The sequence below is a fragment of the Rhizobium anhuiense bv. trifolii genome (genome assembly GCF_024346605.1).
Lineage (GTDB): Bacteria > Pseudomonadota > Alphaproteobacteria > Rhizobiales > Rhizobiaceae > Rhizobium > Rhizobium anhuiense.
In genome coordinates this window covers 204,209-229,961 of record NZ_CP098801.1, presented here as the reverse complement: position 1 = coordinate 229,961, position 25,753 = coordinate 204,209, and the positions used below count along the sequence as shown (strand labels likewise).

Below are 25,753 nucleotides of genomic sequence, written 5' to 3'. Positions count from 1 at the left end.
TTTTCGTAGATTGATGTAATCATCAGGCACAACTATGCTAGCTGCTCTCTCGTCGTCACTTAAGCTGTAATCTTTCGGCGCCCTAGAAAGCTGCAGGGCAGCGATTCTGTAATTTTCAATCAATTCTGGTGCGTTTTGTTTTATGTACGAAAACGCATCGTTGATTTCATCTGGTGTGGGAAGTATAATCTTGGAGTCGCCCATATTTCCGCTCAACTTGGAAGAAGTAATATATTGTTGCAGTTACTTAGCGATCAGATCATAGCCATCCGCTTTCAGCACGACATCCTGAGCTAGGCGCCAGGACTGAATACTTTTCCGCTCGTCGTTAGGCGCAACAGCGACACTATAAATCGACATGCCTGTCTAGCGCCCAAAAGGATCGGGGATACTGACGCCCTACGGGCATCAGTTCAAAGTATTCGCGTGTTGCTCGCCATGGGTCGACGCTTGGGCGATTTTGGAGAGTTTCGCAAGAACCTCAGGATCAACGAGGTGCGCGACCATCGGGTGGATCTTGATGTTGTCCTGCTTCGCAACCTGGTGGAAATTCGTTAGCACCATCGTTGCCAGTTCGCGCGTTGGCGCGATCACGTCGAGCAGCCAAACGATGTCGCCACTCTTCCAATCTTCCGGCTTCAGCCGGACCGGGAACACACCCGCTTTAGCCTGTTCCGAAATTCGCGCATCAACCTCGACACTTACAGTCGCCCAGATGGCGATCGCCGGCGGCTCAACGCCGGTGACGGCCTTGGGCATCGCAATGGCGATACGGTCATTAATCAAAGGATCGACAACCAGATGGTGGAGGTCGGATAACATCTGACTGCGGTAGCGCGGCACAGAGGTCATTGCGAGAACAACCTGCCCAAAAGTCGATTGCAATGCCGCCTTTGCTCCGGCAAGCTTCTTCTTCGTCTCTTCAGAAAATTTCTCTTGGCTTAAATTAGCCGACGCTTCCGTCGCGATGTTATTCATGTATCCCCAGCCCCATGGGTTCCGAGCAAGTGAAATTGCCTCGCAATGCTCTCCCTGGGTGAATAATTTCGCCGCGTCCTCTTCCGGCCATTGACGGCCGAGACATACCCTCTCGTGAAGGTGTCAACGACCTGACACAGTCGGTTAGTCGGGCCGGTCCCGACTCGGCCGCACGAGCCGCTACAGCTAGTGTGTGCCAAGTCGTCCGAACTGACCCGGCCGTCGTTTGACCGGTGTCGGCTGGGCCAGCTTGTAACGGCCGGGTGGGCTGGGGTCCTCACCGGGAATGAAGGCAAGAACGAGAAGCACGCCGTAGAAGAAAAAGGTAATTCCCTGGATCGCGAGCACCGGCAAGGGGATCACGAAAAACCTCGGCAAGAAGACGGGCGCGAGCAGCAGCCAGAGCAGATACTGCGGCCAACCGATATCGCGAAGCCGACTCGATACCATGTAGAGCAGGCCTACAACGGTAATCGCTGTCATCGCGATCGCGGCAACCATGTACAGCGTTTCAAAGAAGGAACGGCGGGAGACGAGCTTGGCAGTCTCGGCATTGTTCGCTCCGACGCCCAACGTCATCTGGATTGCCCCTTTGGCGGCCATAGCACGTTGATTCTGCATATCCTCTGCCGTCGGCTTGCGGCCGGACGCTGCAATCTGCTTGGCCATCTCTTCCTGCCCTTTGAACATCAGCGGCATGTTTTTGCCGCTGACCTCTCCTCCGACGGCGGTCCCTGTGCCGGCTGTCGAGCGTGGCGCCATTAACTCACGCGCTGCCTGATCATGTTCGGCCATAATCAGGCGCTCGATCGGGTCCTTCGCAAAATCGAAGCAGAGCATGAGCAGAAGCAGCACGGCGTAGGTGATGCGCGTAAGCCGAGATTGGCCAAAAATGGTCATGAAGTTCAGCACCAGTTCGTCTTGGTGGGCGGACGATGCTCGCTGGAATTCAAGAATCCGCTAACGCAACATGGATGATTTTACGGATGATCGAGTTTTCCTATGGCATTCGCTGCCTGGAACTCACACCCAATCGGACTTATGGCCATGCGCGGAATGGCGATGTCGCGCACCCGAGAGGTGACGATTACCACCGGCTGTGGGCCGCGTCGAAAAACCTTGGTAGCGGGAGGCGGCGGAGGCGACTATCGCCCTTAACTGCAACTGCGCATGCTTCGCCTTGAAGGGAAACGAACCTATGTTGTCCCTGCCAGAGCCTGCTATTCCTTTGACTAAATTGGATAATTTGAAAAACGCGGAGGAATGCCTAGCGCGACTTATCCTTGGTCAAAACCTACAGTCTGCCTATTTGTGCGCCAATAGGTAGCGCCGAAATTGCCAGTGGTGCCCTGTTGTATTTAAGCGGCTGGACAGACATGAGAAGTTTGACCGATCTTAACTCGGTCATCGTCTGAAAAACGAGCGCTTCAGGATTTCGACACGATGTTAGTTTCCGTTCCACGTCAATCAATATTGATCACCGGCGCGCGAGCACCGGTCGCTCTGCACCTCGGGCGGCTTTTCCATGGCGCGGGTTGGCGCGTGCTTCTTGCCGATACTCCGGCAGTCCCGCTCTCGGCCGCCAGCAGCGCCTGCGATGCCTACGTCCGTTTGCCGCCACCGCGTTTCGAGCCGCAACGGTACGGCGATGTGGTCGAGGCGCTGGTGAAACGGGAAAATGTCACACTTGTGGTGCCTACCTGTGAGGAAGTCTTTTATCTTGCTACAATCTGGCGCGAGCGGAACGTGACTGCACGGCTGTTTGCACCAGACACAGATTTACTCCGCCGAGCACACAACAAGTTTGATTTCATCGAACTCTGCAAAAGCCTCAATCTGGCTGCGCCGCATACCGTACTGCTGCAGAACCGCGCTGACCTTGCCTCCATTCGTTCCGCGGCGTCCCAACTGGTCTTCAAGCCCGCTTGGTCGCGCTTCGCAAGCCGGGTTCTCCTTCAGCCGAAGACCCAAGAGATCGACACTCTTACGCCCACGGCGCACGCTCCCTGGGTCGCCCAGGAGTTTGTTGCGGGTGAAGAGCTCAGCGTTTATGCCATCGCACAAAACGGCCGCTTGCAGGCGTTCTCGCTCTACAGCTCTACCTACCGCGCTGGCAAGGGAGCGGGCATCTTCTTCAAGCCTATCGAGAACGACGCGGCCAAGGCCTTCGTTACAAACTTTGCCGCCGGTACCGCCTGGACGGGTCAGCTTTCCTTCGACCTTATCCACAAAGCGGATGGCACCGTGCTGCCGCTTGAATGCAACCCTCGTGCCACGAGCGGGCTGCATTTCTTCCGCAATCCTCAGGCTTTCGTACAGGCGATTTGCACCGGCGAAGGCAACGTCGAGCCGGATGTCGTGCGCGCGCAGACCGTACGCCTCGCTTTATGGATCTATGCTCTGCCGGCAGCACTGCGCGCCGGCGATCTCCGCAGCTTCCTCCGCAACCTCAAGGGCGCGGACGAACTTCTCGACTGGCCGAGAGACCCGGCGCCGAAGCGGGCGCAATGGCGTGCGCTCGGCGAGATTGCGGCACTCGCTCTGCGCCACCGGATCTCCCTGCAGAGCGCCTCCACCCGCGATATCGAATGGGACGGACCGGATCAAAGCTCAATGTAAAAAGTCTCCGGACTATCGGCAGCGGGCGGCATGGCGCCGGCTATGATGGCCTCTATGCTTCGACGCAGGAAATCCAGTGGCCCGACGATTGCGGAGGCCTCCGGCCAGTAGGCCGCGTTCTGGCTCGCCGATGTCAGCACCCGCCGGTCCTGCTCCAGGGCAAAGCGAAACATCGGTCGGAAGGCGAAGGACTTAAGGTGATCAAGTAACCCACCGCGCGGACCGATCAGGCAGCCGATGCCATCCACCTGGTTTTCTGTCGCCTGCCGGAGGTGGAATGTCGTGGCAAGTACCAGGCCTTTCGCCCCCCAATATTCCAGCTCCGCTATACCGGGGTGGCGGAAGCGTCCGATCGTCTTTACCCGCTCCCCCTCCAGCAGCCGGCTTATCAGGCCATGTTGGCGCTCTTCCCCGGTATAACAAGCCTCGACCCAGCCGGGACCGCCCGAGATATCGACGCGCACACGCTGCCGCTCGCTACTGAGCCCGCGCAGAAGGCCTTTGTGCGTGAAATGCGTGTGCGTCGCGTCAAGAATGTTCTCGGCGGTATCGACTAGCGTCGAGCGCGTGCTGCTGCCCACGAGCTTCAGGATGATCTTCTGCCCTTCCGCACAGTGCAGATAAGGTTGGGCTTCCGGATCGCCCCGCGCCACGAAAACAACACCCTCCTTCACGACCGTCTTCAACCGCGGCACACGATAGCTGGGCACCGCGCCGGTAAGCCCGGGAATGGCCGTGCAGGCACCGGTCCCCTTGAAACGCCAGCCGTGATAGGGACATTCGATCTCGCCGTTTTCGACCTTGCCTTTCGACAGTTCCACGTGCCGGTGCGGACAGCGGTCATGCAATGCGGCGATCGTCTGTCCGCTGCGAAACAAAACGACAGGCAGGCCGGCAAGCAAAATGCGCCGCGGCGTCTTGTTGATTTCGGCCGCGATGGCGACCGCCTGCCATCCATCGGGCAAAAGGTTCATAGGTTGAATGCCTCTAGAAGTGGGATGCCAATGCGTCGCAGTAGTCCTTCCATAAGCCGTACCGCAAGGCGCTGTTTTGGTGGAAGGTGGACGACATAGACGGCGTTATACTCGATAACGGGCTCAGCGCCGCGCAGGCTTTTGAAGCGGCCCGCACCGGCGCTCATGTTGAAGAACAGACCACGCTCGGCCGCAATCGCCTGCCCCGTCGCCATTATCAGCCGATAGAGCCCATCCTTCAGAGGAAGGCTCGTGTCATATCCGACGATCGGCTGCGTCAGCGTGCGGCCATTGGCGAAGAAGCCTGACACTGCCGCGAGCCGCCCCTCTCCGTCCCGGAAGCCGACAAGGTCGAATAGGCCGAGCCGGTGCATCTCTCGGATATAGAGCGCTGTGTATTGCGGATTCAGCGGGGTATATTTGTCGAGATAGAGCATTTTGTAGAGCTCGGCGGAGCGCTCGTAGTCCGCATCCGTAAAGCTGTCGCCGGGGGCAAAGCAGTAGGGTGTGCGGCTGAGCAGCGTGCGGTCGTAGCCCTGGTTCTGCGTCTTGCGCCCGTCATCGCCGGAAAAGAGATAGATGCGTCGTGCCGCGAGCAAGCGAAAGCCAGCCGCCTTGAGATCTCTGATGGAAGGACCGTCGGTCCTTTCATTGAGCGAACGGATGACAATGGCGCTGGCGGGAAATCGTTCGCAGAGTTCAACCACAAGCGCAGAGGCCGCCGAGGAGCCGATCGCGGGCACCGGATTGGTGGAAAGCAACCAGTTGTTGACCTGAACCTGCTGATCGAGACCAGTGAACCCCACCAGCGGATGGCAGGCGCGAATGAGGGTGCGCGCAGCCCAGCGCACGATGGGCGCGGCGGCAAAATTGCGTGTCTCGTCGATGGCGTAGTCGACATACGCGCTGCTCGGGCAACATATATAGCAGGTCGGCGCGTCTCTTCGGTCGTTAAGGGTGATCGGAAAATGCCGACCTTCCACTTCGATAGCATCGACCGTTGTCGTGAGGTTGCCGATGAGTTTGGACACGGGATGGGCGTTGAAAAGCGCCACGAAGCGACGAACTGCGTCCGGCTCGTTGCGCACACGCTCGCTCTCCTCCGTTAGCGTGATCATGGCCGGTCCTCCGGCCGGCACCGGTTTTCCACCCGCCGGAGCTTGCGATGTGGCTCGAAAACCATCGCCTCCCGTCGCAGGACGATTGTCGGAGAAAGGTCGCGCTGCGAAAAGACCTGGCTGAGCGCGTGCTGCGCCGCCTTGGCGTTCTCATCTGCAAGTTTCGGCTCCAGCACAAGCACGATCGTCTCCGGATCCTCCCGCAGGATGCGGAAATCAGTGATCGTGCGGGCAGCAGCAAGCACGGCGTTCCGCATCACGTCAGGCGTTACCAGAAGCCGCACGCCATCGATCCGGTCGAAGACAAAGGTGTCGTCCAGCCGGCCGACGATCTCGTCCACCGCCCTGAGCGGGGAACCGCAGGCGCAGGGGCGGTCCGACAGGCGCAGGAGGTCGTTCATACGGTAGCGTGCCATGATCTGGAATTGGCGGCGGAAGCCCGTCACGCGCGGCGCAACCAGCCCGCCCGCAACAGGCTCGAATTCGAAGACATTGGCATCCTCGGCAAGATGCAGCCGGCCTTGCGCGCAGGAGACGGCGAAAAGCCCCTCCGTCGCCATATAGATCTGCCCGAGCTTTCTGCCGAAGCGTGCCTCGATAATGGTGCGATCGACGGGATCGAGCGTTTCCGCACCGGCAAATAGTCGCCGCGGTTTCAGCCGTTCGGAATGTTTGGCAAGATGGCCCAAAACCCGAGGCGGCGCCACGATGGTGGTTGGTGCAAAACTCTCCAGCGCAGGCTGCCAGCTTTCGACACCCTGCCGCAGGTCGAAAAACTTCAACCGCAGCAAGCGCGAACGGTTGGCACCGTCATAAAGCGCGGAATTCTGCGGCAGGACGACAGCGACCCGTTCGGGTTCAATGAGGAACCGCGGAGCCGTTTTCGCGAGAATCGTGCCCAGCCAGCGGTCCTGTTCGGACGCGTTGACGGCGTACAGCGCACGATTGCCGCTGGTGCCCGTGCTGGCGCCGACGCTGACGTCACCGATCCGGCCAGTGGTCTCGACGGCGCGCCAACCCTCCTCCGCGGTGATGCGTCCTCGATTAAAGGCCGCAAAATCCGCCATAACGGTGGTCTTGTCGATGATCGGCAGCATCTCCAATCGAGGCGTCGCACCCCGGTAGAAATCGACACCGGGCAGGTCGCGCTCAAGCCAGTGCTGAAGAGCCGCGGCCTGCCAGCGTTCGAACGCAGCGCGCGAGCGTCCGCCGCGGCAGGTCCAGAGCGTTTGCGCGAAGGCCGAAGCAATGCGGAGACGTCCGGTCATGGCGCTGCTTCCGCAAGATCATGGGCGTTCGTTGCGGGATCGTGGCACAGGAGCACTTCGCCGCCTGCCCGTCGGAACGCGAAGACGCGACGCGTGCTCTCGGCAACTGCTGGAGTATCGTCCGCGATCAGGCTTGCCGGGAAGCCGGGATGCCGGTCGTCCTTGAGCGCTTCCAAGCACCATTGCACATCCACGGCATAGAGAAGTGGCGTAGGCAGGCCCGCGAAGCAGAGGCCGAAATGGCCCTCGGCATGGCCAGGAAGATCGACGGCGAGCACGCTGCCCTCACCGAAGAGATCGCGGCCCTTTCCAAGGCCGAGTGGAGCCTCGATCATGGCAAGCCCGTCGACATCAACAGTCCGCGAAACAAGACCGGATGGCAGAAGTTCGGAGAAAATGCCGTGGCGCAGGTTTCTCCGAGCAGGCTGTTTCAGGATAATTCCCAGCACCTCTGTCTTTGCGATGATCCGTGCGTTCGGGAACAGATCAAGATTGGCGACATGATCGGCGTGGAAATGCGTGATGATAACGATGCTGACGTCATCGGGCGTGTAGCCGAGCCTTTGCAGCACGGTTTCGGGCTGGCCGTCCGCCGCCAGATCAGGACCGAGGATCGCATTGTAGAGACGCAGCGCGAGACTGCGCCGTCCTCGCGTCACCCTTGGTCCATATCCGGTATCGATCAGCACAAGCCCGGCTGCCGGGTGCTGGAAGAGACCGTAGCGCACCTTCAATGGCACACGCCGCCAGGTTCCGCCACGCAGGAACAATCGTTCCGGCGCGGTGACGAAGGCGCTGTTGGCGAAAACAGGCTTCATGATGCCCGCCATTGGGTCAGCGTCATGGCGAGCCCTTCTTCCAGTGAAATCCGAGGCTGCCAGCCGAGCATCCGGTGCGCCTTGGAAATATCGAGGCTTTGTCGAAAGGCGAAAAGACCGAGCGTATAGGGCGTCACCAGCGGCTCTGTCGAGGCGAAGCGTGCAAGGCTCGCCAGTTCCACCAGGCGCGCAGCCGCAAGCGCCGGATAGAACGGCACCCGCTTCCAGCGCAGCGGAACGGCAAGCGTCGTGCAGGCACGCTCGACAATATCACGCACAGGCACGATTTCGCCGCTCGAAATATTGAATGTCTCGGCGTCCAGAGGACCGGCGGCGAGCACCGCCTCGATGGCCACGACCACGTCGTTGACATGGGTAAGATCGATGGCGGCAGCGCCGGCACGCAACAGTGGCAGAGGACCTCGGCGGGCAGCGGCGATGAGGCGGGGCAACAGCGTCTTCTCCCCGGCACCGTAGATGCCACGGGGGCGCAAGTTGACCGGGCCGACGCTTTGGCGCGCGAGGACAAGTCTTTCGGCCTCCGCCTTGGTCTTCGCATAGGCGTTGACCGGGCGTGGCAGGGGCGCGGTTTCGGGCACGGCCGTCTTGTCCTTCAGCTCGAAATAAACCGTCGGCGAGGAAATGTTGACGAAGCGGCGGGCGCCGAGCACTTCGGCAAGATCAAGCGCGTTTCGTGTGCCTTCGATATTGGCCGCACGAAAGGCGGCGAGACGACCCCAAGGCGCCGAAAGCGCGGCACAATGGACGATTGCATCCACTTTGCCGATGCTTTCAGCCAGATGCAGCATGGGATGCGAAATATCCGCACGAACGGTCGTAAAACCAGCGTCCTGAAGGTTGTAGCAACGCGATTCGTCCCTGCCGAGAGCGACGACGTCGAAACCGCAGGCGCGCAGGCGCCGGATGAGCGCGCCGCCTAAAAAACCCGTGGCCCCTGTGACAAGTACACGCATTCGGCTCAAACCTCGATGGCCATGCCGCCGAAGGAGACGCCCGCCGACGTGCCGAGCAGCAGAAGCCGCATTCCCTTCGTGATCCGCCCCTCCGCCCAGGCGATGTCGAGGGCGGTCGGAATGGAGGCTGCGATTTGGTTGCCAAAGCGCGCCACGATGTTGACCACGCGCGCACCAGGCATACCCGTTTTCTTGATCATGTGTTCCAAAGCCAGCGGACTTGCCTGATGTGGCACGACGAGATCGACATCGGCGGGCGACCACCCGGCGGCGGCGAGAAGTTCGTCGACGAAGCGGGGAAAATGGCGATGCGTGATGCGGAACAGCTCCTTGCCGTCCATGTGGAAGACGGTGTGGGCGGCAAATTCCGCCGGTTGCCGTTGAAAATCGAAGCGCGTACCGCCGGCGCCGATCTCGCAGGCCTCATAGGCCGAGGGATAGGTGCGCATGACGCTGGCACGGATTGTGCTGTCCTTCTCGGAAGCCACCGTCAGGACAACCGCGGCCGCGCCGTCGCCGAACAGGGCCGCGACGTCCGGCTGGTCCTTCCAGGGAAGCGCCCGCGAGGCGATTTCCGCGGAAAAAACAAGTGCAACCCGGGACTGTCCGACGGCGATACGACCGGCCGCCAGATCAATAGCCGTCAGGAAGCTGAGACAGCTCGCGTTGACATCGAAAGCTGCTGCATTGCCCTCGGGGATGCCGAGCCGCTGCATCACCAGCGGGGCGGTTGTCGGTAGGGGTTGATATGGAACACCGCAAGCGCCGATTACAAGATCAATTTCTCCAGGGCCAATGGTTGCCTTTTGCATAGCAAGGCACGCAGCTGCGACAGCAAGAGTGATCTGGTCGTCCTCTTCCTGGCAGACGTGGCGACTGAACACACCAGAAAGCCTCTCCAGATGACCCTGTGCAAAGCCGAATTGCCTATCGAAATCCGTCGATAAAACGACCCGCTGCGGGACGAAATGCCCCGTTCCTGCTATACGCATTCGAAGAATATCGCTGCTCCTTCAACCGAGACTCATTTTCATGGTTTACGTCGTCGTGAGTGGTTCCGCAAACATTGCCCGAATGCAACCGCTTCCGTCACGACCAAATTTCGAACGTCACGGAAAACGGGATGTTTTTGACCGACCTCGTCCCCGCATTTTCGGGAAAGTCTTAGATTGCGCGCGTTCTCCAGACCGTGCAGGAATAGGATTCCTTCAAGGCCGCTGATCTTGGATTGGAAATAGCCGTTCAGAGTCTCCTGTTCACGTTCCTCATGCGAAGTGCGCCTTTTAACGCCATCGCGGGTATAGCCTGAATGTAAAGGTTGCGCTGACTATGTGAGGTGAATGGTCTCATTGGTAAGCTTCGCCCCTATGAGGATACGTCACATAAGCCGTGAGTGCTCAAACCTTCATTGCCCTCTCCCGTTGTACTAACGGGAATTAGAGCGGGCGGTGAGGTCGCCAAAAGTAAAAGCGGTTTACAGCACGTTGCCGGTGACGAATGCCCGGGCCATTCTCAACGTCAGCCGTACCAGTTGCTCAAGAAATTTACACACTTCATGCTCTTGAAAGGATTCGAACCGTAGACCACCACTCGTGATAGCTATGTGATTGGCAGACAACACGTTCTTCTGTTAGCCGGCCGGAGAGGTTCCCTTCGATCCATTATGCGATCTTCCTGGCCTAAAACGTGAACGCTATGGCAACAAGCCAGTCGCTGGCCTCGAAGCGCTCGCCGTGCCAGAGACTAAAGACTTCCCGGCCGAAGCGGATGTCGAACGACCGCTACAACTGCTCCTCGGACTCAGGAAATCGATCATTGAAGGAGTTCGAGTAGCGACCTCAGTCTTTTGGATAACTTTTCGCGCATCGGACACGCGTTGTACTATCTTGGCGGGTAATCCGGAGAGGGGCATGCATTATCGCCAACGGTCGGTGCTGTTCGCGGCGCCTTGGCTGATCATCGGAGCTGCAGCAGTAGGCGCGTCAGGCGGCATAACGGTTGCAGACTTCGATAATCCAGAACTGCTGATCGCCGCGCTGTTTGTCGGCCTCGTCACCGGCATGGCCGTTGAGCAGCTCCTAGCCACGACGAGAAAACAGGCGCGACGGGAGAAAAACGGGTCACGCCGGGAGGAACGGCGCAGCAATGAGCACATCGTGCTGCGACCCTGGCGTCCGATGCCAGCTGCAGCGCTGAAACCCGTCGACGCCGCAGATCAGCTGCGTATCGTGATGCGCTCGGATTTCACTATTCAGCCGTTACTGAACAAGAGCGAGGCCCGCGTATTTCGCGAACTCGACAGCATCGTGATCGGCTGCAATTCATCCTGGCAGGTCATGGCGCAGGTGTCATTGGGCGAGATCCTCCGGAGCACCGATGTGGATGCCTACAGTTGCATCAACTCAAAGCGCGTCGACTTGCTGCTCGTGGACAGCAATTGCCGGCCGCGGCACGTTATCGAATACCAGGGCGGAGCACACTATCAAGGCGCCGCAGCCGCGCGCGATGCGGTCAAAAAAGAGGCGCTGCGACGCGCCGGGGTCGGCTACCACGAGGTGGTGGCTGGCCAAACGACGCCATCGGAACTCAGGCGATTGGTCGAAAAGCTGGTGGACAAACCGATTGTCAGCTAATGCGCTCCCATCACTCACGCCTGCACCGCCGAGCCGCTTCCATCGGAAGAAGCAATCGCCTTGTCTTGATGGAATGGAGGCGCAATCGAGATGAACTCCGATTTCCAGGCAGTTCGCGAAAATCTGTTTCCGGCTAGCCACGGAGCCATCGAGGACTGGGAGGCATTTCCTTGGCATCGTGATCGAACCAACCGAATTCAGGCCCATAAGGCACATTCGTCGCAAGCCATCGCAATTGATGTGTTCGGCACGGTCAAGATGAGCACAGATCGCGACCGCATCTTCGACGCCATCGCCGCAAGAGTCGGCGTGGCACCGGGCGGCCCATGGGAGATAGCACTCGAGTGGACAGACACCGATCGGCTTCTGGAAGAACCCAGGCCCACGCAAGTCGATGCACTTGCCGTCGGCTCGAAGGCTGCGCTTGTCATAGAGTGCAAATTCACCGAACCCGGCGGAAAATGTAGCCAAACGGCCGTGTTGCGCTCAGGCGAGCGCCAATGCAACGGAGGCTACGCCGATCAAATCAATCCGGGTAGCGCACCAACGGCGGATGAAGAGATCGCGTTTCTCGATACCGGGCGAAACGGAAAGGCCGCCTCTCTCACGATCGAGAAGGCGCGCGCAGCGGCGGTCGAAGACACAAGCCAGCAGCATCTCTTAGAACTCGATCGGAAGAGACGACGGATCGTCACAATGGCGGCGCCGGGCGATCTGGCGACACGATCCTCTACCTCCGAGGAAAAGTTCCTCAACTACATGCTCGGTGACCCGATCAAGACTTTGCGTGTGAACGAACCGCTCACGATCGGAGAAGCCCGCAGCGCCAGCCAGCGCGCCTTCCTCGGGCAAGATCCCGTCGGATTCCGGAAAATTCCAGCTCCCGCTGCCCAAAATCGGGGAGCACTTCAAAAACCGCTGGAGCGAACTCAAAACTGATAAAACTTGGGGGCAAGGTCAGGATGCCCGTGCCATGGCCCGCATGACGAAGGTGAACATCCAACTCGCCGTGGATGTGAAGCACAAGCTGATCGCCGAGCAGGAAGTGCGCAACCAGAGCGATCTTGCGGCGTTCATCCAGGTCGAAATGGGAGGAGGTGTGTCTCATTGTAACCGGTGTTCCGATCCCACATTGTCCTCGCCGCCCTGATCTGTGATCGCCTTTCCATGGACGAGCAACGGGAGTTTCTCCATGGAGAGTACATTGGAGTTTCTCACAACCAGGAAGTCTGGACGTGAGGTTCACCGGCAGTGGCCTGATGAGGTCAAAGCGCAGATCGTGTCTGAGAGCCTTCGGCCCGGTGCGAAGGTGAATGAGGTCGCTGAACGCTTTGGATTGCGGGCGAACCGCCTTTCGACTTGGCGGACTATGGCGCGGCAGGGCAAGCTTGTTCTGCCTGCACCCGAGAATGCTGTGGAGTTCGCAGCGGTAGTCGTCGATCCACCCGTTTTGGAGCCGCTGATCAAAACTAGCCGCCCCGAGATCATCGTCGGTTCGGTCACGATCCGCCTGGAAGAGGGCGCGTCTGCCGCCCGCATCGCTGCTGTCGCGCGTGCCTGCGCGGTTCCGGCATGATCCTTCCATCGAACCGGGTTCGGATCATGGTGGCGACCAAACCGGTCGACTTCCGCAAGGGCCACGATGGCCTGGCAGCGCTGGTCAAAAACGAGCTGCACAAGGACCCTTTTACAGGGACGGTCTTCGTATTCCGCTCGCGCAAGGCGGATCGCCTGAAGCTCATCTACTGGGATGGCAGCGGGCTGGTGATGGCCTACAAGCGGCTGGAGGAGCACACGTTCACCTGGCCGGGCATCAAACATGGCCTGATGACGTTGGGCCATGCTCAGTTCGAGGCGCTGTTTGCAGGCCTCGACTGGCGTCGAGTCCGTTCCGTAGAGGCGAGACAGCCCGAGGCCATCGGATCCGCGCTATGGCGCAATGGAAGGCCGTGACCGGCGCAACAGCCTGAGTTTAACTGAAAGCGCCTCCTCCGGCCTCAGTGAAACAACGTGACAACGCCGCTGCGACAGTTTCGGCGCCCGCATTGTGGTTCGGTCCGGATCGATGAGACCTATGTCAAGATACGCGGCAAGAGTTGGGGGATCGACGCAGTTTGCATATGGTGCGCTTTATGCCGACTGTTTGAGATACGCATCGATCGCCGCGGCCGCGCATTCGCTGTCCTGGGCTGGCGTTCCCGAACTTACGCCGACGGCGCCGACGACCTGGCCGTCGACGACAACTGGAATCCCGCCCGCTACGATGGACAAACGGCCGCCGATTGCAGTGTTGATACCATAGGCCGGCTTGCCAGGCTGGCTGGCCTCCCCGTAAGATTCTGTCGTGCGCTTTGCGCCAGCTGCGGTAAAGGCCTTGTCCTGAGCGATCACGGTGCTGGTGATTTTTCCACCATCCATGCGCTCGAAAGCAATCAACTGCCCCGACTCGTCCATCACCGCGATGCACATCGGAACACCGATTTCGTCGGCTTTTGCCTTCGCGCCGGCGATCAGCACTCGTGCATCGTCCAGGTCCAGCCTCTTGATTGTCAGCATGGCATTATCCTTTATAACTGCGGTGTATGAGTTTGGAGGTTATATCCGGCCGGCCGTTCTCCTGCGCGAGAAAGGCAAGAGCAGCGGAGCCAATCAGACCGGAATTGTGCCCCAAATTGGCGCGCACGACTTTGACGTCCTTGAACCCCGGCATTGCCCACTCGTTGATGTAATTTTGAATGCCTGGTTGGAGCCGCGCAAACTCGCTAGAGAGTCCGCCGCCCACGATAACGGTATCGGGTGAAAAAATGTGTATCAGGCTAGTGAACCCGCGACCGAGGATCTCGGCCTCCTCGTCGATCAGTTTGTTGGAAAGGTGGTCGCCGTTTCGCGCGGCGGCAAATACATCGCGACTGTGGATCTCGTTTCCATTTGCGCCAAGCGTCGTATCACCGCATTCCGCGGCTCGCATGCGGGCTCGGCGCGTGAACGCTGTGCCAGAGCCGTAGGCCTCAAAGCAACCTCTGTTTCCGCATGGGCATAGTTCACCATTCGGCATCACGGACATATGCCCGATATGGGCGGCCATCCCCCTTCGGCCGCGAAGAACATGCCCATCAGTGATCGCGCCACCACCAATTCCCGTGCTGACCGTCACATAGACAAGGTTGTCCACGCTCTTGCCGGCGCCGAACTGCCACTCGCCGATCGCCGCGGCGATGCCGTCATTTTCCAGGCTAACAGGAAAGGGGAAGCGCCCTTGAAGCTCCGCTCTCAACGGAAAGTCCGCAAAGCCGGAAAGGGTTGGAATGTTTCGCGCAACCCCGGCAACGGTGTCGATTGGGCCAGGGGCAGATACACCAATACCAACTACATTCGAAAGATCAGAGGTCGCCAGCAAGGCATCTGCAAGCCCGCGAATTTGGGAAAGAATACGATCCGGACCTCCATGTGCATCCGTTCTTTCCTCACGTCTTGCGATAACGTTACCCTGCTCATCGACAAGCGCGCCCCTGGCTTGCGTTCCGCCCAAGTCTATCCCGATGGCAATCTGCTGCATGTCCGGACCAAAATTTAGAGTTCACGAAGCCACGTCATTCGCTCATCCAGCGACGGGGCATTGAAAGCGAGCGAGCCAAGCACAACGGTTTCGGCACGGGATTGTCGGAGGAGAGGGACCGTATGCTCACGGATGCCCCCATCGGCGGCGAGAATGGTGCGCCGCTTTGTCCCAGCCTCTTCAATCAGTTGCCTCGCCTGAAGCAACCGGTCGCCCGCCGCCTCGTTAAGGCCCTGACCCTTCACGCCGATTGCTGTACCAAGGAGTGTCACAAAGCGAAGCCTCGGGATAAAGCGCTTGATCCGTTCAACCGGGGTATCCACTTTGAGCACCATGCCCGCAGCAACTTCCCGGCGGTCGAGAAGATCGAGCGCGGCATCCGCAACAGCATCGTTTTCGACGTGGAAGCTGATGAGATCACTCCCAGCGTCTGCAAATTGGTCGATCTGGGACAGGATGATATGATCGCCCACCATCAGATGAACGTGGATGGGGCGCGCGGAGATCTTCCGCACGGCCGCGACAAGATCAGGAAAGAACAACATCGCCGGCGCAAAATGGCCGTCAGCTACATCGATGTGAAGAATGTCGACATAGGGATCGACGCGGCCGAGGTCCTCGCCGAGGCGCACGAGGTCTGCCGACCATACCGAGAATTCGGCAATCAGACGATCGCGCGGCAGGTCGTCAATCCAGTCAGGTGACATAACTGACATCGGCTAGAGCTCCTTCAGAAAATTGCGCATGGCCGCATGAAAATCGGCCACATACTGGGTTCGATCGGTTACCTTTGGCGTGATCTCCACGAGGCGTGCATGTGCGATGTGCTCTGCAAGGGCGCGCGCATACGCCATCGGGTGAATCAGATCTTTTTCGTGCCCGATTACCAGCGTCGGGATGGATAGACTGGCGACCTCGTCCTCGGTAACCCCTGGACCGTCGTTCGCGATCGCCGTGAGGAGTGCAGTGGTGACTTCAATGGGCTGGCGTGAAAAGAAGCCAAGCAGGGAGGCCAGATTGTCCGGAGCGTCAAGTGCAAGGCGTTGCCCAACTTCCCCCGAAATGAAGGCTTGTTTGGCGGTCTCGGGGTCAAGAGTAGCCAGCAGACGGCCCACCTCTGCATTTGGCGCCATGTTTTGCGGCGCGAAAGCAGTTACCCAGGCCGGCCGAGCCACGATGAGTGCCTGAACGAGATCAGGACGCTGGATCGCCAGGCGCAAGGGTATGGCTGCCCCCATCGATATGCCGCCGACGATCACCGGCGCCTCAAGCTCCTGCTCGATAAGGTCGGCAATATCGTTCGCGAACGTGGCGATAGACAATTTGGCCAGATCGCCCGGCTCCGACGCACCATGGCCCCGCGCCTCGACCGTTACGCGGCGGAACCCGCACCCGGACGGAAAGGCTTCCCGGGTCTGGCCTGCGTCGCCGCAAAGTCCATGCAGGAAAACGACGGGCGGCCCGTCGCCCTCGACATCGACGTTGAGCCGGGTTCCATCTCTCGTCACGAACTGGCGGGTAAGGCTCATTGGCTCGCCCCGGTTCTCAGTTTTGAGGCAAGGAACGCGGCAACGCCTTCGGCCTCCGCGGCGGATAGACCATGGGTGATCAGGCTACCGCCGAAGCCGATGGCGGCAAGGCGACGAAGATAATGGTTGTAGTCCAGAACGCCCTTGCCGGCGGTCGCAAATCGCCCGTCGCTGGACCGGTCCTTGGCATGTGCCATCACGATCCGATCGGCAAGCAGGTCGATTGCCGAGGAAACAATCGTCTGCTGCTCTTCTGGAGTTTCGACCTCAAATAAGTTCGCCGGATCCAACACGATCTTGAGACGTGGGCTCTTTAGCTCGTCAATCAGCTGGCGGGCCTTCGCGGATGAATTAATGACATTGGCGAGTTCGGGTTCAATGCCGAGATCGACATCGTAGCGATCGGCAATTTCGATCGCAGTGCCCATTGCTTCGACAAGGTCACGCCAGGCTTCGGGCGTGTTGTTGTCCGGGTGCTCTTTCCATTGGTCGATCGGATCGCGCGTGCCGGTGCAAAGCGTGATGAGACCTGTCGACATGGCGGCACAACGCTCCGCCAGAACGGCCAACCTGCGGTGGCCGGCGTGGCGCACGGCAAGGTCTGGGTGGATCATATTGTAGGTGCCCGAGACAGCGACAATTTCGACACCGGCCACAGCAGCAGCATTCGCCACCGCGCGCGCTTGCTCCTCGCTGATCTCGTCCGGCATAGGGGCAAGACCCGAGCAGGCCATATTATACTGCGTGGCCTTAAATCCCGCGTTGGCGACGGATTTGAGTACCGGGCCCGGCTCGGTACCCTCAAAGGTTTTGGCGAAAATTCCGAGCTTCATCACACACCACCCGTTACATCGGCAAGCGCGACCGGTTTGCCGCTTTCTACGGAGCGGGCAATGGCGACCATCGCCTGTACTGATGCCAGCCCATCATTGATATCGGCCCCTTCCATCGATGCCTTATCCAGGATCGCGCGCGCAAAGCTCTCGACCTGACGGCGGTAGAAATGGCCGTCGGCGCCAAGCACGCGATGGGTCGCGCCGTCAGCTTCGCGGAAAATGTCCACTTCGCTGGATTTGTAATACCAGGGGTTATAGGTCTTTCCGAGAATGCTGCCGTTCTTGCCGTAAATCTGGAACCCTTCGTGCCAGTCCATCCGGACCTGGACGGTGAGGTCGAGATGGCCGAGCGTGCCGGAGGCAAACTCGACATCAACGAACCAGCACCAGATGCCGGCCCGTTCAGAAAGACGTGCATGGACCGAGACGATATCGCCCGCGAAGTAGCGGGCGGTATCGATCAGATGGCAGCCATGGGCCAGCATGTAGTACCGCCGCAGATCGGCCTTCGGATTTTGGGAGGGCTTTCTGGCATTGGCGCTGGTGACGATCAGCGGTTGGACCGCATCGGTCATCGGGTAGCGATGGGTGTTGTCGCAGTACCAGGCCTTCAGGGCGATCAATTCGCCCATTTCATCGCTGATGAAAGACTTTGCCGCCTGCAAACCTGCGTCGAAGCGTTTCATGTGGCCGACCTGCAATATCTTGCCGGACTTTTCGACCGCGTCCTTGAGAACGAGGCATTCCTCGACCGTAACGCCGATCGGCTTTTCGCAAAGGACATGCTTGCCGGCTTCAAGTGCTTTGATTGATGCGGGGACGTGGAAGGCGTCGGCCGTCGCGATGATGACGGCGTCAAGGTCCGGATCGGCCAGCATCGTGTCATAGTCGTTGTAGGTCTTCTGCGCACCATGTGTGATTGCCATGCGCTCCCGCAGATCGCCGGCGACATCGCATATGGCGTAGAGATCGGCGTTGACCGCTTTCGTGCAGCTTTCGAAGTGAGCGGCCTGTGCGATTTGTCCCGCACCGAGTACGCCTATACGAAGACGACGTTCCTGTTTTGCTGGCATCGGAAATTTCCTTTGATCGATGGTTAGATTGCGGCGCCAGTTTCGGCGTCGAAAAGAACGGCTTTCGAGAGGTCGACGGAAAAGCGGGCCTTTTCACCGACGCGGATCTGGGAACCTGTGGGGAGCCGGGCCATGATGTCGCGCTCACCCAATTTCGACGCCACGAAGATATCAGGACCGGTCGGTTCGACGACTTCGACGTAGACATCGATTGTCGGAAACGGCGTGGCCTCATTTCCAACCAGCGATAGCCATTCGGGTCTCAGCCCTAAAAGGACCTCCTTGCCTTGCGGGGGCTTATCGAAGACCGAAGCAGGGACCGGCAATGTCACATCCGCGCCGTGGATGGAAAGGCGCTGCGAGCCGGTGGCAATCACGGCCGGAAGCAAGTTCATCGGCGGCGATCCCATGAAGGTTGCCACGAAAACGTTTGCGGGACGGTCGTAGATGTCTTCGGGCGTCCCGAACTGCTGCAGGATGCCGTCTTTCATGACCGCAATCCGGGTCGCCATGGTCATTGCCTCGATCTGATCGTGCGTGACGTAGACGATGGTGGCGCCGAGCCGCTGGTGCAGTTTCTTGATCTCGGTACGCATCTCGACGCGCAGCTTTGCATCGAGGTTCGACAACGGCTCGTCGAAGAGAAAAATCTTCGGCTCGCGCACCAGCGCCCGTCCCATGGCGACGCGCTGGCGCTGCCCGCCGGAGAGTTGGCCCGGGCGCCGCTTGAGTAGGTGGCGAATTTGCAGCAGGTCTGCAACCTTGCCGACGCGCTCCAGCCTTTCGGGCTTCGGCATCTTGCTCATTTCAAGCGAGAATCCGATGTTTTGCTCGACGGTCATGGCCGGATAGAGCGCGTATGACTGAAACACCATTGCGATGTCTCTCTCCTTCGGCTCAAGTCCCTGGACAGACTTGCCATCAATGGTGATGGAGCCCGACGTGTGCTCGTCCAGTCCAGCAATGATGGACAGGAGTGTCGATTTCCCGCAGCCCGAAGGACCGACCAGGACGAGGAATTCCCCGTCTTCAATGGCAATATTGATGTCCCTCAGAACCGTCAGACTGCCGAAGCTTTTGTTGATATGGTTGATTGCCAGATTGGCCATCGTCGTTATCCCTTCACTGCGCCGGCCATCAGACCACGAAGGAAATACCGCCCTGCCGCCACGTAGATAATTATGGTGGGTAGCGCGGCGATCATCGCGGCGGCCATGTCTTCGTTGTAGGCCTTGGTGCCTGTTGATGTGTTGACCAGGTTGTTCAGGGCGACCGTGACGGGTTGGCCGGAGCCAGCTGCGAACGAGACCCCGAACAGGAAGTCATTCCAGACGCCGGTGAACTGCCAGATGATGGACACCATCACGATCGGCCATGAGATAGGCAGCAGTATCCGGAAGAACACTGCCCAAAAGCCCGCGCCGTCGATGCGCGCTGCCTTGAAAATCTCGGCTGGGACGGTCACGAAATAGTTTCTGAAGAACATCGTCGTGAAGCAAATCCCGTAGACAACATGGACGAGAACCAGCCCGGGTATCGTTCCGGCGAGCCTCAATTGCCCGAGTAGCCCGGCCATCGGGATGAGAACGATCTGCAGCGGTATGAAACAGCCGAACAGGATGAGGCCGAACAGGATATTGTCACCCCTGAAACGCCAGTTTGCGAAGATGTAACCGTTCAGCGCCCCGAAGCCGACCGATAGCAATGTGGCCGGTATGACAATCAGGAACGAATTGCCGAAATAACCCTTCAGGCCCCCGCAGGTAACGCCGATACATGCCGATCCCCAGACGTGCTCCCAGGCCTCGAATGTGATGGCTCGCGGAAAGGAGAGAATATTCCCGGTTCGGATCTCATCCATGCTCTTCAAGGATGTGAAAAGCATGGAGGTGAGCGGCGCCAGAAAGACGGCGGCTAGGAGGATCAGACATCCGTAGATGAACACGCGGCCAAGGATGCGCGAAATTCTTCTCACATCAGCGCCCGAAGCCAGCATTGCGGCGCTTTCGGCGTCAAGTCGTAGGCTCATGGCGCAGCTCCGAATAAAGATATGGAATGATGATGCTTGCCAGGGTGACGAGCATGACGGTTGCGCTGGCGGCACCGACCGCAAGTTCATTGCGGGTAAACGTCATCGAATACATGAAGGTCGAGGGCAGTTCGGTCGACACGCCGGGACCACCCTTCGTCAGCGCTACGACAAGGTCGTAGCTCTTGATGGCAAGATGAGCCTCGATGACGAAGACGGTTAGGAAAGCGGGTCGAAGCGCTGGGATGATAATGCGCGTGTAGACCTTGTGAATTGGAGCCCCGTCTATGCGTGCGGCGCGGAGGATTTCGGTGTCCACGCCGCGAAGACCCGCCAGGAAAAGCGCCATGACGAACCCGGTCACCTGCCAGACGCCGGCAATGACGATCGTGTAGATCGCGCGGTCGGGCTCGATCAGCCACTGGAAAGTGAAGGACGTCCAGCCAAGCGCGCGCATCATATGCTCAAGGCCGAGGCCCGGATTGAGCAGCCACTGCCAAATAACACCCGTTACGACGAAGGAGAGCGCCATGGGATAAAGAAAGATGGCGCGGAAAATGCCCTCGCATCGAATGCGTTGGTCGATCAGAATCGCGATGAACAGCCCGAGGCAGGTGGCGCCAATGATGTAAAGACAGCCAAAGATTGCCATGTTCTCAATGGCGGTAATCCATCGCGGATTTTCGAAAAGCCGGCCATATTGGCGCCAACCGACGAAGGTGAAGCTGGCAAACATCTTGGATCCGGTGAAGGAAAGAAGTGTCGTATAGGCGATAAAGCCATAAACGCAGACCGTGACGACCGCGAGCGACGGCGAAAGGACGGTTGCGGGCATGACCTTGCCAAGGCGTTTTGAAATGGACATCTGCGGGCCCGGAATCGACAGGATGGCGTTCGGCATCGGCCGAGCACACACAACCTTGCTGCAGGATACCCCCACCGCCATTCGACGGCAGGGGCAGGGAGGAGCTGATTATTTCGCAGCGTTGATCGAGCTGATCAGCGCGGTCACGGCATCCTTCGACGACATGTCCGAGTTGAAATGCTGGGTCACGACGTCGAAGATCGCGCGCTGGATGGAGGCGGGCTCCGCGTGACCGTGGGCAAGTGACCCCATGAGTGTGCCGGACTTCTCTGCTGCCTTCAGGTCGGCCATGGACTTCTGGGCGCAGGCGTCGAACTTGTCGCCTGGCACGTCTGAACGGGCCGGAATGGATCCCTTTACGAGATTGAAGGCTTCCTGGAATGCGGGTGACATGACGCTCGATGCAAGCTTGGTCTGGGCGTCGACCTTGTCGGCGCCGACCGGGAACATGGCGAGGAAGTCGGTATTGAAGAGGAACGAACCTTCGGTGCCAGGTGCGGTGACGCAAAGGATATCGACGCCAGGTGTCATGCCGGCCTTGACGATTTCGCCCTTGGCCCAGTCACCCATAAGCTGCATCGCTGCGTCACCCTTAAGCACCATGCCCGTCGCAAGGTTCCAGTCCCGGCCGGAAAAATTCGGGTCGACAAAGCCGCGGATCTTACGCATCTGGTCGAAGACCTTGAGCATCGTGTCCGAACCGAGCGCGGTCTCGTCGAGCTCGATGATGGCCTTCTTGTAGAAGTCCGGCCCGCCAAGCCCGAGAACGACGTCATCAAAAATCGTATCGTCCTGCCAAGGCTGTCCGCCATGCGCCAAAGGCGTGATGCCTTTTGCCTTCAGCTTGTCCGCAACGGCGTTGAACTCGTCCCAGGTCGTCGGCGGCGCCAGACCGTTGTCCTTGAAAATCTTGGCGTTAATCCACAGCCAGTTCGGACGATGGATGTTGACCGGCACGGCCTGCCACTTTCCGTCATGGACGGCGAACTGCTTGATCTGCTCCGGAACGACCTTGTCCCATCCCTCTTTTTGAGCGACTGCGGTCAAATCACCGAGTAGACCCTGTTCGGACCACTCGTTGACCGCCATGCCCAGCAGCTGAGCAGCTGTGGGAGGATTGCCTGCGGCAACCCGGGCTTTCAGGGTGGTCGTTGCCGCTTCGCCACCGCCGCCTGCGACCGGCATATCCTGCCAGCTGACGCCCTTTTTCTGCAAATCGTCCTTCAAGACCCCGACCGCCGCCGCTTCGCCCCCGGAAGTCCACCAGTGCAGCACCTCGACGCTTTCAGCCGCGAACGCATGGCAGCTGACCGAGGCACTGAGGGCAGCCGTTAAGGCCATCATTTTGAAAGATAGGCGCATGTAATCCTCCCAACCAACCGGCCCCATGCCGGCTTTCAAACAAACGACACTCCCTTCGTTTGTTTCGATTGAAAACAAACATAATCAGGTTTATGAGTCAAGCGAGTTTGTTGTGGAGCCGAACAATGGTTGTTGGAATTACGATTCTGCTGATATTTCAGTTGGCTGGAGAGGCCATCGCCTATTATCTGCATGGCATCGTGCCAGGCCCAGTCATCGGAATGGCGCTGATATTTGCGGGGCTGGGCGTAACGCGAGAGCGGTTTTGGGTGACGCTGTCCGAATCGGCAGTCCTCACATCCCGCGCCCTGCTGGCAAGTTTCGGGGTACTGTTCGTCCCTGCCGGCGTTGGGATCGTGCAACATTTCGACCTCGTTGCTGAAAGAGGTCTGTCGCTTTTCGCAACGATCGTCGTCTCCACGGCCGCGACGCTTATCGTCACAGTATGGTCATATCTGGCAACCAAACGGCTAGTGGGGAGAACAAGCAATGGATGAAGGATTGTGGGTCTATCTCGCAGCGTCCCCACTCTTATGGCTTTCCGTCACACTCCTAGTGTGGATAAGCGCGCTTAAGATCGAAAGCTTTCTTCCCGCCAATCCTCTCATCAACCCCGTTTTGCTCTCGGTTTCCGCAATCGTCTGTCTTCTTGCCGTCTTTCACGTTCCCTACCAGACCTATTTCGCCGGGGCGCAGTTCATTCATTTTCTGCTCGGACCAGCAACAGTGGCGCTCGGGATACCGCTCTATGAAAAGCTTCACCTGGTGAGGGCCAATCTTATTCCGATGGTCGTGGCACTGTTTGCCGGAAGCCTAACGGCAGTGACCACTACGATCTATTTGGGCCATGTCTTCGGCTTCGATCAGACAGTCATTGCTTCGCTCGCCCCAAAATCCGTCACCGCGGCAGTCGCCATGGCAATTTCGTCGGGTTTGCACGGCGATCCGGCCCTGACCGCCGCCGTCGTCATTTTGGCCGGAATTACCGGCGCCGTCATCGTAACCCCGCTGATGAATGCCATGAAGATCCGCGATTACAGCGCGAGAGGATTTGCTGTAGGGCTTGCATCGCACGGTATTGGCACGGCACGCGCCTATTCGGTTGACCCGGTGGCGGGGCTTTTTTCAGGCCTCGCCATGGGCTTGAATGCGATCGTCACTTCCTTGATTGTACACCTCTTTTTGTGAGTCTAATCGACTGGAGACCGCCAATGTCCATGCCGCGCGCCGTAAGGCATATTAACGAGGTCAGGGCGCTGGATGTTGTTTTTCGTCATGGCAGGATCAGCCGGGCGAATATCGCCAAAGAACTCGGCATGGTTCGATCGACGGCAAGCAGTATCGTTGCCAGCCTGACGGACGAAGGGTTGCTGGTGGAAGATGAATCCCAGGATGATAAAAGCGCAGGTACGGGCCGGCCCGGAACGTTCGTTCGCATCAATCCGAACTATGGAATGTTCATAGGCGCGGATATCGGCGTCGGGCGTATGAATGTCGTCGCTCTCGACATGGAGGCATCGGTTATCGCACAGTCGAGGTCGGACTTCAGCCTACCAGAGGCAAGTCCAGACCTTGTGGTGCAGCGGCTGGTGGACGTCGTCGAGGGAATCCGGGAACGGTTGGGCAACGACTATCGTATCCGGGGCCTTTGCCTAACCGCTCCAGGGGTAATTGACCGGAATGGCACGATCTTGCGGGCGCCCATCCTTGGATGGCAGGAGGAACCCATTCTGGAGAAGTTGCAGCAACGCCTTCCCGACATCCCATTGCTGATCGCCGAGAATGATGCCAACGCGTTCGCGATTGCCGAGATTTACCAGTCCAAAGATGAAAGCGTCGATACGGAAATCTACATCTATCTCGACGCTGGCGTCGGCGGGGCGATCATGAATTCCGGTCAGCTTTTCCGCGGCCAGGACGGTTACGCTGGCGAGCTCGGCCATATTATCCTTGGAGACGAAGGCTTCGTTGAGCTGGCGACGATTTCCGGGTCGTTTGAGAGTTTCATTGGCCGGGAGGCCGTCCTCGCGCGCTACCGCTTTCACGGGGGATCAGCAGGCGACATTCAAGAATTCATCCAGGCAGCGAGACAACAGGAAAAGGCCGCTCTTTCGACACTCAGGGATTGGTCATTTTATCTCGGCCGTGGAGTCGCAACGTTGACGAGCATATTCAATCCCGCACGGATTGTGCTTGGCGGCCCGGTCGCCGCACTTTTCGATCTTTGCCGGGACGAGACATTGGAAAAAGTGGCCCGGAACCTACTCGAAGGGCATCCGGTACCTGAAATAAAACTTTCGACCCTCGGCCTCGAAGGTCCCGCCATCGGCGGCGCGTCAATGCTGCACAAACAGATGTTTTCCGTGGATGAGAGCCTCGTTTTTGGCCGTCCGAAAACGGAAGCTCTACGCGAAAAAGTCAGCGATTAGTATGTAGCAGGCTAAGGCCCCCGTTGACGATTTTCGCGTTGATACGCTCGTAATTGTCGAGTTGCTTGTGAATTCCCGTCATTTGCTGCTTGTGCGTCTCAGTGATGATGACGACCTGGCAACCCGCCGCCGTCGCGGCGGCAATACCGACCTCGGCATCCTCGAATACGAGACAACGAGCCGGATCAACCGAAAGACGCTCGGCGGCAAGAATAAAGCAATCCGGGGCCGGTTTGCCCCGACGCACATCCTCGGATGTCACGATCGTCGCGGGCATTGGCAGACCGGCGGCCTCGATCCGTCTTTTGGCCAGGGCAGCAGGAGCGGAGGTTACGACAGCCCACCGGTGGGATGGGAGGCTTCTTAAAAAGCTCTGCGCGCCGCCAATGGCAATAACGCCCTTGATCTCCTCAATTTCCGCTTGCGTTATGGCCGCTGCCTCGGCCTCCGGATCGATATCCGGGAGGCCGAGGGAAGATATTGTTTCCGAGGCTCGTCGCCCGTGGATTGTCGGCAGGAGCACCTCTGGATTTAACCCGAACTTCCATGCCCACGCTCCCCAGACGCGTTCGGCAGCTGCGATCGAGTTGAGGATGGTCCCGTCCATATCGAAAAGGAAGGCATCGAAAGTGGATGCGAAGAGATCGGGCAATGCTTTACCGCCTGTGTTTGAGTTCCAGCTCGACGCCAGC

General features: G+C 59.0%; 28 protein-coding genes and 1 pseudogene. 10 read left to right on the top strand and 19 right to left on the bottom strand.

Annotated features, from left to right (window positions below; translation table 11 throughout):
• Window positions 1-408: 408 nt before the first annotated feature.
• Together NE851_RS01085 and NE851_RS01080 are read right to left on the bottom strand one after the other, a co-directional pair.
• Complete coding sequence (locus NE851_RS01085) at window positions 409-978, bottom strand: toxin-activating lysine-acyltransferase (RefSeq protein ID WP_168333861.1); 570 nt, start codon at window positions 976-978, stop codon at window positions 409-411.
• Window positions 979-1,164: 186 nt separating this feature from the next.
• The gene (locus NE851_RS01080; RefSeq protein WP_168333860.1) at window positions 1,165-1,890 is read right to left on the bottom strand and encodes a hypothetical protein; all 726 of its coding nucleotides are present in this window, start codon (window positions 1,888-1,890) and stop codon (window positions 1,165-1,167) included.
• A gap of 531 nt (window positions 1,891-2,421) precedes the next feature.
• Between NE851_RS01080 and NE851_RS01075 the strand changes: the two genes are divergently transcribed.
• Complete coding sequence (locus tag NE851_RS01075; RefSeq protein ID WP_168333859.1) at window positions 2,422-3,597, top strand: ATP-grasp domain-containing protein; 1,176 nt, start codon at window positions 2,422-2,424, stop codon at window positions 3,595-3,597.
• On the opposite strand, the gene NE851_RS01070 is transcribed toward NE851_RS01075, so the two are convergent.
• From NE851_RS01070 to NE851_RS01045, 6 genes are read right to left on the bottom strand one after another with little or no spacing between them, the layout of a single operon-like run.
• Window positions 3,582-4,571, bottom strand: coding sequence for a Rieske 2Fe-2S domain-containing protein (locus tag NE851_RS01070; protein WP_168333858.1), 990 nt, complete (start codon window positions 4,569-4,571; stop codon window positions 3,582-3,584). The two genes, NE851_RS01075 and NE851_RS01070, sit on opposite strands and share 16 nt — an antisense overlap.
• Complete coding sequence (locus tag NE851_RS01065) at window positions 4,568-5,659, bottom strand: GNAT family N-acetyltransferase (RefSeq protein WP_254955737.1); 1,092 nt, start codon at window positions 5,657-5,659, stop codon at window positions 4,568-4,570. Before NE851_RS01065 ends, NE851_RS01070 begins: the two co-directional genes overlap by 4 nt.
• Before the next feature lie 26 nt (window positions 5,660-5,685).
• Window positions 5,686-6,957 carry a CoF synthetase gene (locus NE851_RS01060; protein WP_183605012.1) on the bottom strand — a complete coding sequence of 424 codons (1,272 nt, stop codon included), beginning with the start codon at window positions 6,955-6,957 and terminating at the stop codon, window positions 5,686-5,688.
• A complete protein-coding gene (locus tag NE851_RS01055) occupies window positions 6,954-7,775 on the bottom strand; it encodes an MBL fold metallo-hydrolase (RefSeq protein WP_168333856.1) in 822 nt (273 codons plus the stop codon). Before NE851_RS01055 ends, NE851_RS01060 begins: the two co-directional genes overlap by 4 nt.
• Window positions 7,772-8,749 (bottom strand): NAD-dependent epimerase/dehydratase family protein, encoded by a 978-nt coding sequence (locus NE851_RS01050; protein ID WP_168333855.1) that lies wholly within the window; start codon window positions 8,747-8,749, stop codon window positions 7,772-7,774. The genes NE851_RS01055 and NE851_RS01050 overlap by 4 nt, the downstream gene beginning before the upstream one ends.
• 5 nt (window positions 8,750-8,754) lie before the next feature.
• Window positions 8,755-9,741 carry a 3-oxoacyl-ACP synthase III family protein gene (locus NE851_RS01045; RefSeq protein WP_168333854.1) on the bottom strand — a complete coding sequence of 329 codons (987 nt, stop codon included), beginning with the start codon at window positions 9,739-9,741 and terminating at the stop codon, window positions 8,755-8,757.
• A gap of 918 nt (window positions 9,742-10,659) precedes the next feature.
• On the opposite strand from NE851_RS01045, the gene NE851_RS01040 reads away from it, so the two are divergent.
• From NE851_RS01040 to NE851_RS01015, 6 genes and pseudogenes are all read left to right on the top strand, one after another.
• A complete protein-coding gene (locus tag NE851_RS01040) occupies window positions 10,660-11,382 on the top strand; it encodes a DUF2726 domain-containing protein (RefSeq protein ID WP_168333853.1) in 723 nt (240 codons plus the stop codon).
• A 90-nt stretch (window positions 11,383-11,472) separates the two neighbouring features.
• On the top strand, window positions 11,473-12,321 hold the full coding sequence (locus tag NE851_RS01035; protein ID WP_246740173.1) for a PGN_0703 family putative restriction endonuclease: 849 nt from the start codon (window positions 11,473-11,475) through the stop codon (window positions 12,319-12,321).
• Window positions 12,322-12,355: 34 nt separating this feature from the next.
• A complete protein-coding gene (locus NE851_RS01030; protein ID WP_168333852.1) occupies window positions 12,356-12,532 on the top strand; it encodes a hypothetical protein in 177 nt (58 codons plus the stop codon).
• Between the two features lie 42 nt (window positions 12,533-12,574).
• Window positions 12,575-12,958 (top strand): transposase, encoded by a 384-nt coding sequence (locus tag NE851_RS01025; RefSeq protein WP_254955733.1) that lies wholly within the window; start codon window positions 12,575-12,577, stop codon window positions 12,956-12,958.
• Window positions 12,955-13,335: an IS66 family insertion sequence element accessory protein TnpB gene (gene tnpB, locus NE851_RS01020; RefSeq protein ID WP_168333850.1), complete on the top strand. Its 381-nt coding sequence runs from the start codon at window positions 12,955-12,957 to the stop codon at window positions 13,333-13,335. Before NE851_RS01025 ends, tnpB begins: the two co-directional genes overlap by 4 nt.
• 69 nt (window positions 13,336-13,404) lie before the next feature.
• Window positions 13,405-13,476 (top strand): annotated as a pseudogene (locus tag NE851_RS01015) (IS6 family transposase); the annotation flags it as partial.
• 36 nt (window positions 13,477-13,512) lie between these two features.
• Here NE851_RS01015 and NE851_RS01010 read toward each other — a convergent pair.
• The 10 genes from NE851_RS01010 to NE851_RS00965 form a co-directional block, all read right to left on the bottom strand.
• Complete coding sequence (locus NE851_RS01010; RefSeq protein ID WP_168333849.1) at window positions 13,513-13,938, bottom strand: GlcG/HbpS family heme-binding protein; 426 nt, start codon at window positions 13,936-13,938, stop codon at window positions 13,513-13,515.
• A 4-nt stretch (window positions 13,939-13,942) separates the two neighbouring features.
• Window positions 13,943-14,938, bottom strand: a complete 996-nt coding sequence (locus NE851_RS01005; RefSeq protein ID WP_254955730.1) for an ROK family protein — start codon at window positions 14,936-14,938, stop codon at window positions 13,943-13,945.
• A gap of 14 nt (window positions 14,939-14,952) precedes the next feature.
• The gene (locus tag NE851_RS01000; RefSeq protein ID WP_254955728.1) at window positions 14,953-15,654 is read right to left on the bottom strand and encodes a ribulose-phosphate 3-epimerase; all 702 of its coding nucleotides are present in this window, start codon (window positions 15,652-15,654) and stop codon (window positions 14,953-14,955) included.
• Between the two features lie 3 nt (window positions 15,655-15,657).
• Entirely contained in the window at window positions 15,658-16,467 is an 810-nt protein-coding gene (locus NE851_RS00995; protein ID WP_168333846.1) for an alpha/beta fold hydrolase, read from the bottom strand.
• Entirely contained in the window at window positions 16,464-17,300 is an 837-nt protein-coding gene (locus NE851_RS00990; RefSeq protein ID WP_168333845.1) for a sugar phosphate isomerase/epimerase family protein, read from the bottom strand. The genes NE851_RS00995 and NE851_RS00990 overlap by 4 nt, the downstream gene beginning before the upstream one ends.
• Window positions 17,300-18,376: a Gfo/Idh/MocA family protein gene (locus NE851_RS00985; RefSeq protein WP_254955725.1), complete on the bottom strand. Its 1,077-nt coding sequence runs from the start codon at window positions 18,374-18,376 to the stop codon at window positions 17,300-17,302. Before NE851_RS00985 ends, NE851_RS00990 begins: the two co-directional genes overlap by 1 nt.
• Before the next feature lie 23 nt (window positions 18,377-18,399).
• The gene (locus NE851_RS00980; protein ID WP_254955724.1) at window positions 18,400-19,485 is read right to left on the bottom strand and encodes an ABC transporter ATP-binding protein; all 1,086 of its coding nucleotides are present in this window, start codon (window positions 19,483-19,485) and stop codon (window positions 18,400-18,402) included.
• A gap of 5 nt (window positions 19,486-19,490) precedes the next feature.
• Window positions 19,491-20,372 carry a carbohydrate ABC transporter permease gene (locus NE851_RS00975; RefSeq protein WP_168333842.1) on the bottom strand — a complete coding sequence of 294 codons (882 nt, stop codon included), beginning with the start codon at window positions 20,370-20,372 and terminating at the stop codon, window positions 19,491-19,493.
• 16 nt (window positions 20,373-20,388) lie between these two features.
• Window positions 20,389-21,270, bottom strand: a complete 882-nt coding sequence (locus NE851_RS00970; protein ID WP_246740172.1) for a carbohydrate ABC transporter permease — start codon at window positions 21,268-21,270, stop codon at window positions 20,389-20,391.
• 108 nt (window positions 21,271-21,378) lie between these two features.
• Complete coding sequence (locus NE851_RS00965) at window positions 21,379-22,632, bottom strand: ABC transporter substrate-binding protein (protein WP_168333840.1); 1,254 nt, start codon at window positions 22,630-22,632, stop codon at window positions 21,379-21,381.
• Between the two features lie 125 nt (window positions 22,633-22,757).
• Here NE851_RS00965 and NE851_RS00960 point away from each other — a divergent pair, with 125 nt between their 5' ends.
• The 3 genes from NE851_RS00960 to NE851_RS00950 are packed head-to-tail and all read left to right on the top strand — an operon-like array spanning window position 22,758 to window position 25,061.
• The gene (locus tag NE851_RS00960) at window positions 22,758-23,129 is read left to right on the top strand and encodes a CidA/LrgA family protein (protein WP_254955721.1); all 372 of its coding nucleotides are present in this window, start codon (window positions 22,758-22,760) and stop codon (window positions 23,127-23,129) included.
• Window positions 23,122-23,820, top strand: coding sequence for an LrgB family protein (locus tag NE851_RS00955; protein ID WP_168333838.1), 699 nt, complete (start codon window positions 23,122-23,124; stop codon window positions 23,818-23,820). Before NE851_RS00960 ends, NE851_RS00955 begins: the two co-directional genes overlap by 8 nt.
• Before the next feature lie 23 nt (window positions 23,821-23,843).
• Entirely contained in the window at window positions 23,844-25,061 is a 1,218-nt protein-coding gene (locus tag NE851_RS00950) for an ROK family transcriptional regulator (protein WP_168333837.1), read from the top strand.
• On the opposite strand, the gene NE851_RS00945 is transcribed toward NE851_RS00950, so the two are convergent.
• Window positions 25,051-25,713, bottom strand: a complete 663-nt coding sequence (locus NE851_RS00945) for an HAD-IA family hydrolase (protein WP_246740171.1) — start codon at window positions 25,711-25,713, stop codon at window positions 25,051-25,053. The two genes, NE851_RS00950 and NE851_RS00945, sit on opposite strands and share 11 nt — an antisense overlap.
• Window positions 25,714-25,753: the final 40 nt, after the last annotated feature.

Bases quoted from the DNA above. Each gene is read 5' to 3' on its own strand.
- NE851_RS00985 (WP_254955725.1), bottom strand. From the start codon at position 18,376: ATGCCAGCAAAACAGGAACGTCGTCTTCGTATAGGCGTACTCGGTGCG.
- NE851_RS00960 (WP_254955721.1), top strand. From the start codon at position 22,758: ATGGTTGTTGGAATTACGATTCTGCTGATATTTCAGTTGGCTGGAGAG.
- NE851_RS00955 (WP_168333838.1), top strand. From the start codon at position 23,122: ATGGATGAAGGATTGTGGGTCTATCTCGCAGCGTCCCCACTCTTATGG.
- NE851_RS01025 (WP_254955733.1), top strand. From the start codon at position 12,575: ATGGAGAGTACATTGGAGTTTCTCACAACCAGGAAGTCTGGACGTGAG.
- NE851_RS01000 (WP_254955728.1), bottom strand. From the start codon at position 15,654: ATGTCAGTTATGTCACCTGACTGGATTGACGACCTGCCGCGCGATCGT.
- NE851_RS00980 (WP_254955724.1), bottom strand. From the start codon at position 19,485: ATGGCCAATCTGGCAATCAACCATATCAACAAAAGCTTCGGCAGTCTG.
- NE851_RS01035 (WP_246740173.1), top strand. From the start codon at position 11,473: ATGAACTCCGATTTCCAGGCAGTTCGCGAAAATCTGTTTCCGGCTAGC.
- NE851_RS01075 (WP_168333859.1), top strand. From the start codon at position 2,422: ATGTTAGTTTCCGTTCCACGTCAATCAATATTGATCACCGGCGCGCGA.
- NE851_RS00965 (WP_168333840.1), bottom strand. From the start codon at position 22,632: ATGCGCCTATCTTTCAAAATGATGGCCTTAACGGCTGCCCTCAGTGCC.
- NE851_RS00950 (WP_168333837.1), top strand. From the start codon at position 23,844: ATGTCCATGCCGCGCGCCGTAAGGCATATTAACGAGGTCAGGGCGCTG.
- NE851_RS01030 (WP_168333852.1), top strand. From the start codon at position 12,356: ATGGCCCGCATGACGAAGGTGAACATCCAACTCGCCGTGGATGTGAAG.
- NE851_RS01070 (WP_168333858.1), bottom strand. From the start codon at position 4,571: ATGAACCTTTTGCCCGATGGATGGCAGGCGGTCGCCATCGCGGCCGAA.
- NE851_RS00990 (WP_168333845.1), bottom strand. From the start codon at position 17,300: ATGAAGCTCGGAATTTTCGCCAAAACCTTTGAGGGTACCGAGCCGGGC.
- NE851_RS00995 (WP_168333846.1), bottom strand. From the start codon at position 16,467: ATGAGCCTTACCCGCCAGTTCGTGACGAGAGATGGAACCCGGCTCAAC.
- NE851_RS01005 (WP_254955730.1), bottom strand. From the start codon at position 14,938: ATGCAGCAGATTGCCATCGGGATAGACTTGGGCGGAACGCAAGCCAGG.
- tnpB (WP_168333850.1), top strand. From the start codon at position 12,955: ATGATCCTTCCATCGAACCGGGTTCGGATCATGGTGGCGACCAAACCG.
- NE851_RS00970 (WP_246740172.1), bottom strand. From the start codon at position 21,270: ATGTCCATTTCAAAACGCCTTGGCAAGGTCATGCCCGCAACCGTCCTT.
- NE851_RS01060 (WP_183605012.1), bottom strand. From the start codon at position 6,957: ATGACCGGACGTCTCCGCATTGCTTCGGCCTTCGCGCAAACGCTCTGG.
- NE851_RS01085 (WP_168333861.1), bottom strand. From the start codon at position 978: ATGAATAACATCGCGACGGAAGCGTCGGCTAATTTAAGCCAAGAGAAA.
- NE851_RS01055 (WP_168333856.1), bottom strand. From the start codon at position 7,775: ATGAAGCCTGTTTTCGCCAACAGCGCCTTCGTCACCGCGCCGGAACGA.
- NE851_RS01045 (WP_168333854.1), bottom strand. From the start codon at position 9,741: ATGCGTATAGCAGGAACGGGGCATTTCGTCCCGCAGCGGGTCGTTTTA.
- NE851_RS01010 (WP_168333849.1), bottom strand. From the start codon at position 13,938: ATGCTGACAATCAAGAGGCTGGACCTGGACGATGCACGAGTGCTGATC.
- NE851_RS00975 (WP_168333842.1), bottom strand. From the start codon at position 20,372: ATGCTGGCTTCGGGCGCTGATGTGAGAAGAATTTCGCGCATCCTTGGC.
- NE851_RS01050 (WP_168333855.1), bottom strand. From the start codon at position 8,749: ATGCGTGTACTTGTCACAGGGGCCACGGGTTTTTTAGGCGGCGCGCTC.
- NE851_RS01040 (WP_168333853.1), top strand. From the start codon at position 10,660: ATGCATTATCGCCAACGGTCGGTGCTGTTCGCGGCGCCTTGGCTGATC.